We start from the raw sequence: 14,435 nt of genomic DNA, 5'->3' as shown, positions 1-14,435 counted from the left end.
TCCTGTCAGTGATAGTCGACGATGATGACGCCGTGCGCATGTCCGTCGCGCCAGATAAAGCAGATCCGGTACTGGTCGTTGATCCGGATGCTGTGCCATCCCGAGTAGTCACCGTGCAGGGGCTTTAGGCGGTTGGAGGGAGGAATTCTCAGTTCCTCGATCGACTCGGCCCGATGGAGCATCGCCAGCCTACGCATGGATGGTTTGGCTATATGTCCCCACTTCCGGCTTTGCCCCTCGAAAAAAAGCTCGCGGGTCGCAGCGTCGCCGAACGACATGATCATGTTAGTAACGTCGCTCGATAGTAACGAACAGCGATACTATTCACAAGGCGTCTAAACGTATGCCGGTGGCGCCCAGGTCTTAAGGTAAGCGATTGACCCGCAACGGCCGGCCCAAGCCCGTTCGAATGCTAGGATGCCCACACAAACTCACCGGAACGGAGCCTCCATGAGCAGGGGAAAGAAACGGGCCTTCGTCCGTCGTGTCGCGGCGGAGCCTGTCCGTCGCGCGGAAGCCGTGGTCGACGAAACACGCGATCTGTTGCATAGCAGCGGCCACCTCGACCCGCGCAAGGCCATGGTCAGCACCGCGATCGCGCTGTCGCTCGGTTTTCTCGGGCTGCTGGCGGTCATCGCCTTCCACTTCCCGCAGTACCTGACCACGCCGGACCTGCGGCACCGGTATTCGGTGGACGTGCTGCGCCAGGCGCTGCTGGGCGCCCTGCTGATCGCGGGCGGGCTGTCGCTGGCCAACGTGATCCTGGGCCGGCGGCGCAACCTCAACATCGCCGCCTTCGTGCTGGTCATCGCGGCCGTGGCACTCGGCGGCTCGCGTGTGCCGGTCGGTGCGTTTCCCGACCACACGCCGTATATCGGCCTGGACTGGTTCATCCTCGACCTGCTCGGCTCCACGCTGCTGTTCGTGGTGATCGAGAAGCTGTTTCCGCTGTATCGCGGGCAGTCGGTGTTCCGCTTCGAGTGGCAGACCGACATGAAGCACTTCGCCGTGAACCACTTCCTGGTGGGTCTGGCGCTGCTGGTGGTGAACTTCCTGATCCACCACGGGTTCGGCTGGCTGACGGGAAGCGACTTCCAGCGCATGGTGGCCGGCATCCACTTTGTGCCGCAGCTGCTGCTGTGTGTGCTGGTGGCCGACCTGGCCCAGTACGCCACGCATCGCGCTTACCACGAGGTGCCGTTCCTCTGGCGTTTCCACGCGGTGCACCACAGCGTGAAGACGATGGACTGGCTGGCCGGATCTCGCCAGCACATGCTGGAGTTGCTGTTCACTCGCGTCTGCGTACTGGCGCCGCTCTACGTGCTGGGATTCAGCGAGGCGGTGATGAACGCGTACATCCTCGTCGTCGGCTTCCAGGCCGTGTTCAACCATGCCAACGTGCACCTGCCGTGGGGGCCGTTGAAGTACGTGATCGTGACGCCCGACTTCCACCACTGGCACCACGCTTCCGACGACGAGGCGATCGACAGGAACTACGCGGCGCACTACGCGTTCATCGATTATCTGTTCGGCACCGCGGTGAAGTCGACGAAGCGGTTTCCCGAGAAGTACGGCGTGGTGGGCGATTACATGCCGGAAGGGTTCGTGCGGCAGCAGATGTTTCCGTTTCGGCGGCAGAAGCCTTAGGAATGGGGCCGCGTGTGGCGCGCGCACCTGTGTCGCGCCCATGCGTATCGCGCACATCGTGCGCTCCTACGGGGGCTGTTGATGTAGGTCAGGGGGTTTCGCCCTTTTCGATGGGGGTGAACACGGGTTTGTCCCAGCTGCCGGTGACGTGGTAACGCTTGCGCGCGGCCTGGTTGAGGCCGCGGCCGAGCAGGCCCTGCACCGCCAGCCCGGCGGCGGCGCCGACCGGGCCGCCGGCCAGGGCGCCGACCACCGGCAGGCTGTTGCCGAGATGCGGTACCACGAGCACTTCCTGGTCGTAGTCGCGGGCCTTGAGTCCGGCGCGGCCGGTGATGGTGATATCGGCGGCCGGGCCGCGGATGGCGAGGTTGTCGGTGCTGGCGTTGCCATCGGCGAAACGGAAATCGCCGGTAATGGAGTCGAAGGCGAAGCCCTTGCCGAGCACGTCGCCGAAGTCCAGCGCCATGCGTCGCGGCAGGTCGGTCACCGAGACCAGGCCGAACAGGCGGCCCACGCCAGGCTGCACCTCGAGGATGCGGCCCTTGGCGACGTCCACCTTCAGGGTACCGTCCATATTCGCCAGTGCGAGGGCCGACGGGCCGCCGGGCCACGTGGCATCGAGCCGGGCCGACGTGCGCCCACCCTGCAGGATGCCGGCAAAGCCCAGGGCGTCGAACATGCGCGCCACGTCTTCCGAGGCGAAATCCATGGCGAGGTGGGTGCGGCTGCGCGTCTCGTCGCCGGTCCAGTCGCCCGACGCGGTAATCTGCACGTTCTTGGACTGCGCGCGCAACTGGTCGATGTGCATGCCGTCGTCGGTCGGCCAGGTTTCCAGCCGCGCCTCGCCCAGCTTCGCCTTGCCCAGCCGCATGTCGCTGACCTGCAGGTGCATCGGCGGCAGGCTGGCCGGCGCCACGCCCGCCTCGTTCGTGTTGGCGGGTTTGCCGCCGGCAGCGGCGCCGTCCTTCGCGTCCTGCGCCTTGGCGGCGGTGGAGGCCACCGTCGTCGCGGCGCCCGCCGCGGTCTTGCCTTTCTTCGCTGCGTCGGCGGCATCGTCGGCCGATGGCCACCAGATCCGGTCCATGCGCGCGGTGATGCCGCGGCGGCGCATCTCGTCGTTGGGCACGGTGAGCTCGCCGGCAAGACCTTCGCCGTCCACCTTTAGCGACAGCGCCTGCGGGCCGGGGTTGGCCATGATGTGCAGACCGGCGAAATGCTGGCCGAACACCTCCGCATCGTCCGCCACGAGGTCGAGCGCGCTCAGGCCCGGCCCGCTGCCGCCTCCCGTGGACAGGCCGACCACGTATTGCACCCAGCCGGAGACGTCCAGCCTGGCGGCATGACCGCCGATGAGGTAACCCTGCGCGGGCAGCGCAGCGGGCGCGACGCTGCCCAGGTTGAAGGCAGCCGCAAGGGGCACCGTGTTCGTCGGTAGCCGCAGGCGGCCGCGGACGATGTCACCCAGCGCCAAGTCCAGGCGTGCGCCGTCGACCGGCAGGCCCACACGGACAGACAGCGGCTGCGCCAAGGCGGCCGGCTTCTTCACCGGCGTCGGCAGCAGCAGCTCGACGCCGCGCAGGTCCGAATCCACGGTGAGCGCCTGCGCCGTCGCGTCGCCCTGCCCCGTGCGGCTCAGGTCGAAACCGATGCGGAACGTGCCGCGCCCCTTGCCGATGTCGGCCAGCCACTTGAGGGTGTCGTACGGCCGCAACATCTCGTCCAGCGTGAACGCACCCGTGACCGATGCCGTGACGATCTTTGCAGGATCGCCCGTGCCCCCGGCGATGGCCAGGTCGAGGCTGGCCGGTTGCCCCTGGAACCGGGTAGTCAGGCCCCTGGCGGTGAACCCCTTGCCATCGAAACGCATCGGCCCGGTGATGCCATCCAGGCGCAGCTTCCAGTCGTCGGCCACCAGGTCGGCGTCCTTCAGTGTGGCCGTACCGTCCAGCGTGAAACTTTTCGTGTCCTTCAACGGCAGCATCAGGCTGAAACCGAACTCACCCGTGCCGCCCAGTTTGATCTTATCCAGCGTGTCGCGACTGCTCGTGCCGACCGGGCTGTTCTTGACCAGGTCCAGGTAGCTGGCACCGGTGCCCGCACCGTTCACCTTCAGGTTAAGCACACCCTCGGCGAAGTCGTCGATGGTCGCGGACGCGGAGCTGACGGCGTTGCCCAGCGAATGGCCCTCGCTGGCCTCGATCGACATGCTGTTGTCGACGAAGCTGGCGACGGCGGCGATACCTTCCGCGCGCGGCCAGCCCGTGCCGTAATCGAGCACCGTGTCGTCGATGACCGCGCGGCCCTCGAAACGGCCCTCGTGGTTACGGAACGGAAAATCGCGCAAATTACCGCGCACCAGCGCTGCACCGCTCTGGATGTGACCCGAGACGATGGCGCGATTCAGCCAGTTCTGCGAGCCCTCGGACATGCCGTGGATCGGCCAGAACAGCTTGGCCGCCGAGATGTCGCCCCCGCCCATCGCCACGTACATGTCCAGGAACGGGCCGGTGTCGGCCGCAGGCAGGACGTACTCGCCACGCACCTGGCCGGTGAAGTCCTCGCCGCGCACATCGAGCGGATCGACGCCGATGTGCCAGTCGCCGTCCTGCGGGTAGACGACGATGTCGCCACTCAGCGACGACAGCACGAACGGCTTGCGGAACATTCCCGTCGCATCGATCGTCGTCGCCTGCGTGGGCAGGCTGAGCGACAGCGCCTCCGCATCGCCCAGCACCTCGCCCTTGAGCGACGACAGGCCCGGCAGCGTGCCGCTGGCGTCGATGCCAAGGCCGGAGAAGTCCGCACGCACTAACGCCATGCCGGTGGCTGAGTTCCAGTCGGCGCGCAGGTCGTCGAAGCGGCCACGCGGGTGGCCTTCGGCGAGCCAGCGCGACAGGGCCGGCGACATCCGCGGGAGCAGGCCGGCCCAGGGCAACAGGGGCGCCAGATCGACCTGGCGTCCCACCAGCGTGCCGTCGGTGGTGTCGCCCACCGCGCGCAGCAGCAGGGCGATATCGCCGCCGTCGCGGGCGGCCCAATCGATCCGCTGGCCCTCGGCGGTACGCCGGAGACGGGCGATCCCGTGCAGGCCGGCCGTTTTCACGGTGCGCTCCGGACCGCGCACCCCCAGGCCGTCGAGATCCAGCCGCGAGGTCATCCGCACCACGCGGGCATCGCTCCAGTCCAGCCAGGTTTCGAACGCGCCCTTGCCGGAGGCCAGTGCATAGCCGCCGGCCGTGAAATCGCCGGTGAGCGCGGCGAAATCGACAGCGGCGCCGTGCACGTAGACACGGCCGCTGGAACCGTCCAGCGCGAAGCGGCCCGCCGCGGTAAGCACCGTGGGGACGTTTTCGCGGCGGAGGTTGCCGCCCAGGCGTATCGCGTTGTCCTGCAGGCTGGCGCGCAGCCGATCCACCACCAGGCCGTAGTGCCGCTGGGTGGTCTCGTCGTCGATATCCAGGCGCAGGTTGGTCACCCACAGATCGGCCGCCAGGTTGCCGAGCGACACCGTGCGCCGACCGCCGTCGCCGGGAAGGCCGTCGATGCTCCAGCGGCCGTCGGGTGCGCGGCGCAGGCCCAGGCGAAGGTCGCTCAGGCGGAGGTTGAGCAGGTGTCGCGAGGGCAGCACCAGCGCACCGAAGTCCAGCTTCACCGCCGCCTGCGGCAGGTGCACGGGCTGACCGCCCTCGGTGGGCACCACCGTGACGTCGCGCATCACGAACAACGGCCCGGACGGCTGCCAGAATCCTTCCAGCGAGGCGAAACGCACGGGCCGGTGCAGGGCGTCGCTCAGCAACGACGCCACGCGATCGGGGTATCGGGCAGCCAGTGGCAGCAGCAACTGCCCCAGCGCCATGAGCAACGCGAGCGCGATGAGCACGCTCGCGACCAGACCGATGAGGAAGAACCGCAGGCGTCTCAGGCGATGGCGCCAGCCGGAACTCACCGGCCGACGTGCCGGCGACGCACGCCGGGCTTAGAGGAGAACGACATCGAACTGTTCCTGCGAATAGTGTTCTTCCGCCTGGAAGCGGATGCTCTTGGCGATGAATTCTTCCAGCTCGGCCACCGCCGTGGATTCTTCCTCGAGGATGCGGCCGACCACCTTCGGGCTGGCCATCACCAGCAGCTTCTGCGCGTTGAACTGGCGCACGGCACGGGTGATTTCACGGAAGATCTCGTAGATCACCGTCTCGGCGGTTTTCAGCGTGCCGCGACCGCTGCACGACGGGCACGGCTCACACAGCTGGCGCTCCAGGCTTTCGGTGGTGCGCTTGCGCGTCATTTCCACCAGGCCCAGCGCGGACATCGGATAGACCGTGGTTTTCGCGTGGTCCTTCAGCAGGCCCTTCTCGAGCATGCGCAACACCTGCCGCTTGTGCTCGTCGTCGATCATGTCGATGAAGTCGATGATGATGATGCCGCCGAGGTTGCGCAGGCGCAGCTGGCGCGACGCGGCCTGTGCCGCCTCGAGGTTGGTGCGGTACACGGTTTCCTCGAGGTTGCGGCTGCCGAGGTAGCCACCGGTGTTCACATCGATCGTGGTCATGGCTTCGGTCTGGTCGACGATCAGGTAGCCGCCGGATTTCAACGGTACCTCCTTGCGCAGGGCGCGCTGGATCTCGTCCTCCACGCCGTAGAGATCGAAGATCGGCCGTTCGCCCGCGTAGTGCTCGATGCGGTCGGACAGCACCGGCATGAACTTGGCCACGAATTTGACCGTTTTCTCGTAGGTCTCGCGTGAATCGACGCGAACTTTCTCGATGCCGTCGTTGAGCGAATCGCGCAGCGACCGCAGCGGCAGTGACAGTTCCTCATAGACCCGCTCGCCCACGCGGGCCTTCTGGATGTTTTCCTGCACCACCCGCCACACCTTGCTCAGGTAGGTGACGTCGAAGGCCAGGGATTCCTCGGACTGGCCCTCGGCGTTGGTGCGCACGATGTAGCCGAGGTGGTTCTCGCCGATCAGCGGCAGGATGATGTCCTTCAGGCGCTGGCGCTCGCTTTCCTCCTCGATGCGCACGGACACCCCCAGGGTGCGCGAGTGCGGCAGCAGCACGAGGTAACGCGACGGGATGGACAAGTGCGTGGACAGTCGCGCACCCTTGCTGCCGATCGGGTCCTTGACCACCTGCACGACGATTTCCTGGCCCTCGTGGACCAGTTCGCTGATGGGCGGGACAGGGCCGTGGCCGCCGGACTTGCCGTCGGGGGCATCGGTGGGCGGAAGCGCCGGGCGAACGATGTCCGACGCGTGCAGGAACGCTGCGCGATCGAGACCGATCTCGACGAACACGGCCTGCATGCCCGGCATGACGCGTTGCACGCGGCCCTTGTACACGTTGCCCACGTAACCGCGCCGGCTGGCACGCTCAACGTGGACTTCCTGCAACATGCCGTTCTCGACGACGGCCACGCGCGTCTCACGCGGCGTGACATTAATCAGGATTTCCTCGCTCACTGCGTGCCCTTTTCCATGAGTCATCCCGCTTTATATCCCGCGCGTCCCGCGACTGTCACGGACCGCGAAGAAGCCGGGAGGTTTCGAACAGGGGCAGTCCCATCACGCCGGTGTAACTACCGGAAAGGTGCGCGACGAAGGCCGCGGCGCGGCCCTGGATCGCATACGCGCCGGCCTTGCCGAAGCACTCGCCGGTATCGATGTAGGACGCTATGTCGTGATCGGAGAGCGACGCGAAGCGCACGGTCGATACCGACACCACCCTGCGTTGCTCGCCTGCCTCCACGAGCCATACGGCGGAGATCACGCGGTGCTCGTTTCCCGAAAGACGCCTCAGCATGGCCACCGCGTCGACGGCATCCCGCGGCTTGCCGAACACCTCGTCGCCCTGCACCACTTCGGTATCGGCGCCGAGCACGCGCGCATCCGGTTCGGCCGCGACCAGCGCAAACCCGGCATGCGCCTTGTCCCGCGCCACGCGCGAGACATACTCGTCGGGCGATTCGCCGGCGGCGCGGATCTCCTCGACATCCACATCGAGGGTGCGGTGCGCCTCGCCGATCTGGCCGAGGAGTTCGCGACGGCGCGGCGATTGCGAGGCCAGGTAGAGCACGGCGGTTCCTTCAGGCGCGATGGTAGGGATGCCCGGCCACCAGCGTGGTGGCGCGGTAGAGCTGCTCCGCGAGCACGAGGCGCACCAGCATGTGCGGCAGCGTGAGCGGGCCGAGCGACCAGCGTTGGTCCGCGCGCGCCAGCACGTCCGGCGCATGGCCGTCGGGGCCGCCGATCAGGAAGGCGAGATCGCGCCCGCCCATGCGCCATTGTTCCAGTTGCTGGCCCAGGTCTTCGCTGGACCACGCCTTGCCGCGCCCGTCCAGCGCCACGACGTGGATGTCGCGCGGCAAGGCGGCGAGGATGGCGGCGCCTTCGTCGAGGGTCGCGCGCACGTCGTCGCGGCCCTTGCCGCGCGTGCCGGGCTTGATCTCGATCAGTTCAAGGGGCAGCTCGTGGGACAGCCGCTTGCGGTATTCGGCAAAACCTTCCGCCACCCAGGCCGGCATGCGCTCGCCGACGGCGATGAGGCGCGCCCGCATGGGCGGATCAGGCGTGGGCGGCTTCGAAGCCGTCGTCGCCGACCGTCCACAGGCGCTCCAGGCCGTAGAACTCGCGGATGCGCGGCATCATGACGTGGACGATGATGTCACCCAGGTCGACCAGCACCCATTCGGCTTCGGTCTGGCCTTCGACGCCCAGCGGCATCACGCCCGCTTCCTTGGCGAACTTGATGACTTCGTCGGCAATGGACTTGACGTGCCGGGCGGAGGTGCCCGACGCGATGAAGAGGATATCGGCGATGGAGGTCTTGCCGCGAACGTCGATTTCGCGAACGTCTTTGGCCTTGAGGTCTTCGAGGGCCGCGACCACGCGCTGGCGGAGGTGCTCGTTGCTGATGGCGGGCTTGGCCTTGCGGGATGCGGACGAACTCAAGATACGAAAACCTCGTACGGCGGAATGCCGGCGTTGGGCGAAGTATACCCCCGCCCGCCCGGGGACGCGTCAAATGCCTCGGCAGCTTTCAGCGGGCGGCCCGGGGCGGGGACGCGGCGTCCGCCAGCGCACGGTACGGCGCCAGCAGCTCCGGAGGATCGAAGCAGGTCGCGGGCATCAGGAAGCGTGGCTCGTGGCCGGCGGCAAAGACCTCGCGGATGGCCGTGGCAGCGATGTCCAGCGGGGTGATGGCGATGTCCAGCACGCCGCCGGCCGGCCCCTGCGGACGGGTACCGCGGCGCCCGGCGATGAAGTCGGCCAGCTCCGCCGAGGGGGCGTGGCTGACCCCGGGGCGGTTCAGCACGCCCACGTGGGCCAGCGTGAACAGGTCGCGCCAGCGCTGCCAGGACGCCAGCCCGGCGAAGGCGTCCGCCCCCACCAGCAGCACCAGCGGACGCGCGGGGCCGATCTCGGCACGCAGCGACGCCAGTGTGTCGATGCTGTACGAAGGGCCGTCGCGGTCCAGTTCGCGGGTGTCGATCCGGAGCCGGTCCTGCCCGGCCAGCGCGGCGCGCAGCAGGGCGACCCGGCCGGCCGCATCGGCCACCGGCGGCGGCCGGTGCGGCGGCGTACGCGCGGGCACCAGCCGGACCTCGGCGTCGAGGGCTTCGGCGGCTTCCCACGCGGCACGCAGGTGGCCGTGGTGGATCGGGTCGAAGGTGCCGCCGAGGATGGCGAGCGGACGCATGTCGCTCACGCGAAGGCAGCCGCCGCGCGGGGCTCGGCGATGGCGGCGATCAGCCGCTCGGCCTCCAGCCACGGATTGCCCTGCTCGCGGCCCTTGGCCATGCGGTCGATGCGGGCGGCCCGGGCCAGGCAGGCCATCCAGTGCTCGCGCGGCGCGCGGCGCAGGGCCTTGCGGAAGAGTTGTTCGCGCGCGGGCCATAGCCGCTCCACCTTCGCCTGCGCCGCGAAATCGCGCGCGTTGGCCAGGCGCAGTGCCAGCTGCAGCTGGTTGACCAGCCAGCCCATCAGGGCGATCAGCTCGTCGCCCTCGGCATGCAAGCCGGCCAGTATGCGCAGGGCACGGCCGCCCTCGCCCGCGAACGCGGCGTCGGTCAGCTTGAAGGCGTCGAAGCGGGCGCTGTCGGCGACCAGGCCTTCCAGCGTCGCGGCATCCAGACGCTGGTCGCCCGCGAGGACCACCAGCTTGTCGATTTCCTGGGCGGCCGCCAGCAGGTTGCCCTCGACCCGCTCGGCCAGCATCGCCACGGCATCGGGACTGGTCTTGACCCCGCGGGACGCCAGCCTCTGGCCGACCCACTGCGTCCATTCGTGCGGGCGCGGCGCGTTGAAGACCACCTGGATACCGCCGCGATCCACTGCCTTGGTCCAGACCGCCTCGTGCTTGGTGCTCCACTCGGTGGCGGTGATCAGCAGCGTGGTATCCGGCGGCGGGTTGCCGACGAACTCGGTGATCGCCGCGCTGCCGTCCTTGCCGGCACGCCCGCCCGCCAGGCGCAGGTCGAGCAGGCGCTGCGTGGCGAACAGCGACAGGCCGGCCGAGGATCGCGCCAGGTCGTCCCAGTCGAAACGGCTGTCCGCTTCCAGCACCTCGCGCTCGCTGAAACCCAGCCGCCGGGCCATGGCCCGTACGGCATCGGCGGCTTCCAGCACCAGCAGTTCCTCGCCGGCCAGCAGGTACACCGGCGCCATGCGGTCGCCCGCGAGGTGCTTCTGCCACTGGCCCGGATTGAACGGCACGGCGTTATCCGCTCAGTGCGCGGTCGACGAGGCGGGCGCGGGCGCGGACGGCGTGGCGGCAGCGGCCGCCGCAGCCGCCGCGGCCGGGTGCACCGTCGCTGCTTCGAGGCGGAACAGGATGGCCTGCACCATGTCGCCGACCAGGCTGCGCTGCAGCTCTTCGGTCTGGCTGGCGGTGCCGATCGTGTTCTGGGCGTCGTAACTGAACTCGCGCGACATATCGACGCTCTGCGGCGCGATGATGAGGCTGCCGTCGCCGGCCTTCGCGTTGAAATCGACGTGGTAGCGCACGGCGTATTCAGTGACGCGCGCGGTGCCGCTGACGGTCAGCGAATCCGTACGGAAGTTGTTCGAGGTGATCGCCAGTTCGGCGGCATCCACGGAAGCGTGGTCTACCACCGTCACATCGGCGTTGGTCAGCGCGCGCGACAGCTCACGCTCGAGGCGGCCACCCCCGGCGACGGTCAGGTGGATCTTCTGCATGCCCGGCGGCAGCGCCGCGGACTGGCGCAGATGGAAGCCACAGGCGCTGACCAGCCCCACGACGGCAACGAGGGCGGCGACACGGAGCGAACGGAGCGGGGTCGGGCTCATGGTTATCCTGCGACGATGTTGACGATCTTGCCGGGCACGACGATCACCTTGCGCACGGTCTGCCCTTCCAGCAACCGGGCCACGGCGGGCTCGGCCCGGGCCATGGCCTCGGCATCTTCCTTCGATGCCGCGGCCGGCACCTCGATGGTAGCGCGAAGTTTGCCGTTCACCTGCACTGCGTAGGTCAGCGAGTCGCGAACCAGCGCCGCGGGATCGACCGCCGGCCAGCCGGCATCCTCCACCAGCGTCTCGCCCTGGCCCAGCACCTGCCATAGCGCATGGGACAGATGCGGCGTGAACGGGTTGATCAGCTGGACGATGGCGGTGAAGGCCTCCTGGCGCAGCACCGAGCCGGCGGCGCTGGCATCGTCGAACCGGCCGAGCGCGTTGAGCAGCTCCATCAGCGCAGCGATGGCCGTGTTGAAGGACTGGCGGCGACCGATATCGTCGGTGACCTTCTGGATCGTCTCGTGCAGCTGGCGGCGCAGCGTCCTGCGCGAGGCCTCGGCGGCCGCGCCATCGCCCTGGGCCACCGCGGCGGACTCGACATGGGCCGTGACGTCACGCCACAGGCGCCGCAGGAAGCGGGCCATGCCCTCCACACCCGCCTCGTTCCATTCCAGCGACTGGTCCGGCGGTGCGGCGAACATGGAGAACAGGCGCACCGTATCCGCGCCGTACTTGTCCACCATGGACTGCGGGTCCACGCCGTTGTTCTTGGACTTGGCCATCTTCTCGACGCCGCCGATCTCGACCGGCAACCCGTCGCTGCGCAGCACGGCGCCGGTGATGCGCGCGCGCTCGTCACGCTGCACGTCGACATCCGCCGGATTGAACCAGGTCAGGTGGCCTTCGTCTTCCTTGCGGAAATAGGTCTCGGCGATGACCATGCCCTGGCAGAGCAGGTTGGTGGCCGGCTCGTCGCTGTGCACCAGGCCCTCGTCGCGCATCAGCTTGTGATAGAAGCGGAAGTACAGCAGGTGCAGGATGGCGTGCTCGACGCCACCGATGTACTGGTCCACCGGCGTCCAGTAATCGGCGCGCTCGTCCACCTGTGCCTCGGCGCCGGGGCTCGTGTAGCGCGCGTAGTACCAGCTGGACTCCATGAACGTATCGAAGGTGTCCGTCTCCCGCTCGGCCGGGCCGCCGCAGGTCGGGCAGGTGGTCTGCCGCCAGGTCGGGTCGGCCTTGATCGGCGACTGCACGCCGGAGAACGCGACGTCCTCGGGCAGCACCACGGGAAGCTGGTCTTCCGGCACCGGCACCGCACCGCAACTCGGGCAGTAAATCACCGGAATCGGGCAGCCCCAGTAGCGCTGGCGGCTGACGCCCCAGTCACGGATGCGCCAGTTGACCCGGCGCTCGCCATGGCCGGTCGCGGCCAGCTTCGCCGCGATGGCGTCGAACGCCGCCGCGAAGTCCAGCCCATCGAATTCACCGGAGTTGATGAGCGTGCCGTGCTCCGTGTACGCACCGGCCGTCTGGATGTTGGTCTCGAACGTCTTGATCGTCTCCACCGCGGCGGACACCTGGTACGCATCCGACGAGCCGCCGTCCAGCGCGTTCTGCACGGTGTCGGTGCCGTCGGCCGCCAGGTCGCGCTTCAGTTCGGCCACGGCATCCACCACGCCGCGATCGACCACCACCATGTGGATGGGCAGGGAATACTTCTGGGCGAACTCCCAGTCGCGCTCGTCGTGGCCCGGCACGGCCATCACCGCGCCGGTGCCGTAGCCCATCAGCACGAAGTTGGCGACCCACACCGGCACCTTTTCACCGGTGAGCGGATGCACGGCATCGATACCCGTGTAATACCCGCGCTTCTCCTGCGTCTCCAGCTCCGCCTCGGACACACCGCCGGACCGGCAGCTGGCGATGAAGTCGGCCAGGCCGGGGTTGTCCGCCGCGGCACGCGTGGCGATGGGATGCTCGGCCGCCACCGCCACGTACGACACACCCATCAGGGTGTCCGGCCGCGTCGTGAACACCGTCAGCGGCTCGGCCTGGCCGTCCACGTCGAAGGTGATCTCCAGGCCTTCGGACCGGCCCAGCCAGTTGCGCTGCATCGTCTTGACCGCGTCGGGCCAGCCCGGCAACGTGTCCAGGCCGTCCAGCAGCTCCTGCGCATAGGCGGTGATCTTGAGGAACCACTGCGGGATCTCGCGTTTTTCCACGGTGGCGCCGGAGCGCCAGCCCTTGCCGTCGATCACCTGCTCGTTGGCCAGCACCGTCTGGTCGACCGGGTCCCAGTTGACGACGCTGTTCTTGCGGTACACCAGGCCCTTCTTCATCAGCCGGGTGAACATCTGCTGTTCCCAGCGGTAGTACTCGGGACGGCAGGTGGTGACCTCGCGGGTCCAGTCGTACGCAAAGCCCATGCGCTTGAACTGCTCGCGCATGTGCTCGATGTTCTTGTAGGTCCACTTCGCCGGCGCGGTGTTGTTCTTGATCGCGGCGTTCTCGGCGGGCAGGCCGAAGGCATCCCAGCCCATCGGCTGCAACACGTTGCGGCCCTGCTGGCGCTGGAAGCGGCTGATGACATCGCCGATGGTGTAGTTGCGGACATGGCCCATGTGCAGGGCACCGGACGGGTACGGCAGCATCGACAGGCAGTAATACTTGGGCTTGTCCGAGTCTTCGGTGACCTCGAAGGCACGGGTGTCGTTCCAGAAGCGCTGCGCGCTGCTTTCGACGGCGGCCGGGGCGTAACCGCCCTGCTCCCGCGCGCCCTGGTCGGGGGTGTCCTGCATGGTGTTCGCTACCGGTAGTTGCTCGGGTGGCCGCGCGGGAAAAGCGCGGCGCTCAATCGCGGGAGACTAGCTTAATGCGGGGTTTGAAGGCAAAAAGCTGGGCTTGGAGCAAGAGCCGGCGGGTGCCACCCTCGGGGCCACGCCTGCGGCGACCCGTCAAGGAAGGGCCGCTGGCGCGGCCGTGTATCTATTCCCCTACGGGGCGGGTCGGGCTTCGCACGGGGGTTTCCGATTCGCCATCCATGGCTCAGCGGAAACGGCCGGCCGTCCTGGCCGGCTCCGCTGCGCGGCCTTGTCCGTTCGAATCCCTCGCCTGCGGCTACCGGCCACGAGGGTGGCACCCGCCGGCTCTTTCGACGACTGAGGGTGCGTGTGGGAAGAGCGCAGAGCCAGGCTTCGCTTCGTAGCTGGGAACGCTCGCTTGTCTGCTTTGCATGGCATCAGTCGCCTTAGGCGTGTCGAGGGTTCGCGCACGTGCGTGCGCTCCTACCCAGCTGGCGGATCACGCATTGGATATGCCACGGGCTGCCCTACCCCTGGGGTAGGAGCCCACGATGTGGGCGAAAAGCCAGCAAAGCGGCGACGCCCTACCCTTCACGTCTGCGGTCGCTCGCGTAACAACCTGCCTCAGTCTTGGGAAAGAGCCGGCGGGTAGCCCCCTCGGGGCCGGTAGCCGAAGGCGAGGGCTTCGAACGGAAAAGGCCGCGAAGCGGGGCCGGCCAGGACGGCCG

11 protein-coding genes are annotated in these 14,435 nt (G+C 68.2%); 1 reads left to right on the top strand and 10 read right to left on the bottom strand.

The annotated features are described in order from the left end of the window. Positions 1-5: 5 nt before the first annotated feature. Complete coding sequence (locus FA89_RS09335; protein ID WP_036140280.1) at positions 6-284, bottom strand: type II toxin-antitoxin system RelE/ParE family toxin; 279 nt, start codon at positions 282-284, stop codon at positions 6-8. 166 nt (positions 285-450) lie between these two features. Between FA89_RS09335 and FA89_RS09330 the strand changes: the two genes are divergently transcribed. Next, a complete protein-coding gene (locus FA89_RS09330; RefSeq protein ID WP_036140279.1) occupies positions 451-1,647 on the top strand; it encodes a sterol desaturase family protein in 1,197 nt (398 codons plus the stop codon). A gap of 88 nt (positions 1,648-1,735) precedes the next feature. On the opposite strand, the gene FA89_RS09325 is transcribed toward FA89_RS09330, so the two are convergent. From FA89_RS09325 to leuS, 9 genes are all read right to left on the bottom strand, one after another. After that, entirely contained in the window at positions 1,736-5,593 is a 3,858-nt protein-coding gene (locus tag FA89_RS09325; protein WP_051938652.1) for a YhdP family protein, read from the bottom strand. 30 nt (positions 5,594-5,623) lie between these two features. Next, a complete protein-coding gene (gene rng, locus FA89_RS09320; RefSeq protein WP_036140276.1) occupies positions 5,624-7,108 on the bottom strand; it encodes a ribonuclease G in 1,485 nt (494 codons plus the stop codon). Between the two features lie 55 nt (positions 7,109-7,163). Continuing rightward, positions 7,164-7,721 carry a Maf family protein gene (locus FA89_RS09315; RefSeq protein ID WP_036140274.1) on the bottom strand — a complete coding sequence of 186 codons (558 nt, stop codon included), beginning with the start codon at positions 7,719-7,721 and terminating at the stop codon, positions 7,164-7,166. Between the two features lie 10 nt (positions 7,722-7,731). Next, positions 7,732-8,202, bottom strand: a complete 471-nt coding sequence (gene rlmH / locus FA89_RS09310; RefSeq protein ID WP_036140272.1) for a 23S rRNA (pseudouridine(1915)-N(3))-methyltransferase RlmH — start codon at positions 8,200-8,202, stop codon at positions 7,732-7,734. 7 nt (positions 8,203-8,209) lie between these two features. Next, the gene (gene rsfS, locus FA89_RS09305; RefSeq protein ID WP_081916412.1) at positions 8,210-8,596 is read right to left on the bottom strand and encodes a ribosome silencing factor; all 387 of its coding nucleotides are present in this window, start codon (positions 8,594-8,596) and stop codon (positions 8,210-8,212) included. Between the two features lie 88 nt (positions 8,597-8,684). Further along, a complete protein-coding gene (gene nadD, locus FA89_RS09300) occupies positions 8,685-9,344 on the bottom strand; it encodes a nicotinate-nucleotide adenylyltransferase (RefSeq protein WP_051938651.1) in 660 nt (219 codons plus the stop codon). Between the two features lie 5 nt (positions 9,345-9,349). Further along, a complete protein-coding gene (holA, locus tag FA89_RS09295; protein ID WP_185754504.1) occupies positions 9,350-10,312 on the bottom strand; it encodes a DNA polymerase III subunit delta in 963 nt (320 codons plus the stop codon). Between the two features lie 60 nt (positions 10,313-10,372). After that, complete coding sequence (locus FA89_RS09290; protein WP_036140265.1) at positions 10,373-10,954, bottom strand: LPS-assembly lipoprotein LptE; 582 nt, start codon at positions 10,952-10,954, stop codon at positions 10,373-10,375. 2 nt (positions 10,955-10,956) lie between these two features. Then, on the bottom strand, positions 10,957-13,704 hold the full coding sequence (gene leuS / locus FA89_RS09285) for a leucine--tRNA ligase (RefSeq protein ID WP_036140262.1): 2,748 nt from the start codon (positions 13,702-13,704) through the stop codon (positions 10,957-10,959). Between the last annotated feature and the right edge of the window lie 731 nt (positions 13,705-14,435).

It is taken from the genome of Luteibacter sp. 9135 (assembly GCF_000745005.1).
Classification (GTDB): domain Bacteria; phylum Pseudomonadota; class Gammaproteobacteria; order Xanthomonadales; family Rhodanobacteraceae; genus Luteibacter.
The sequence above is the reverse complement of the archived record's forward strand: the minus strand, read 5'-3'. Positions and strand labels throughout refer to the sequence as shown.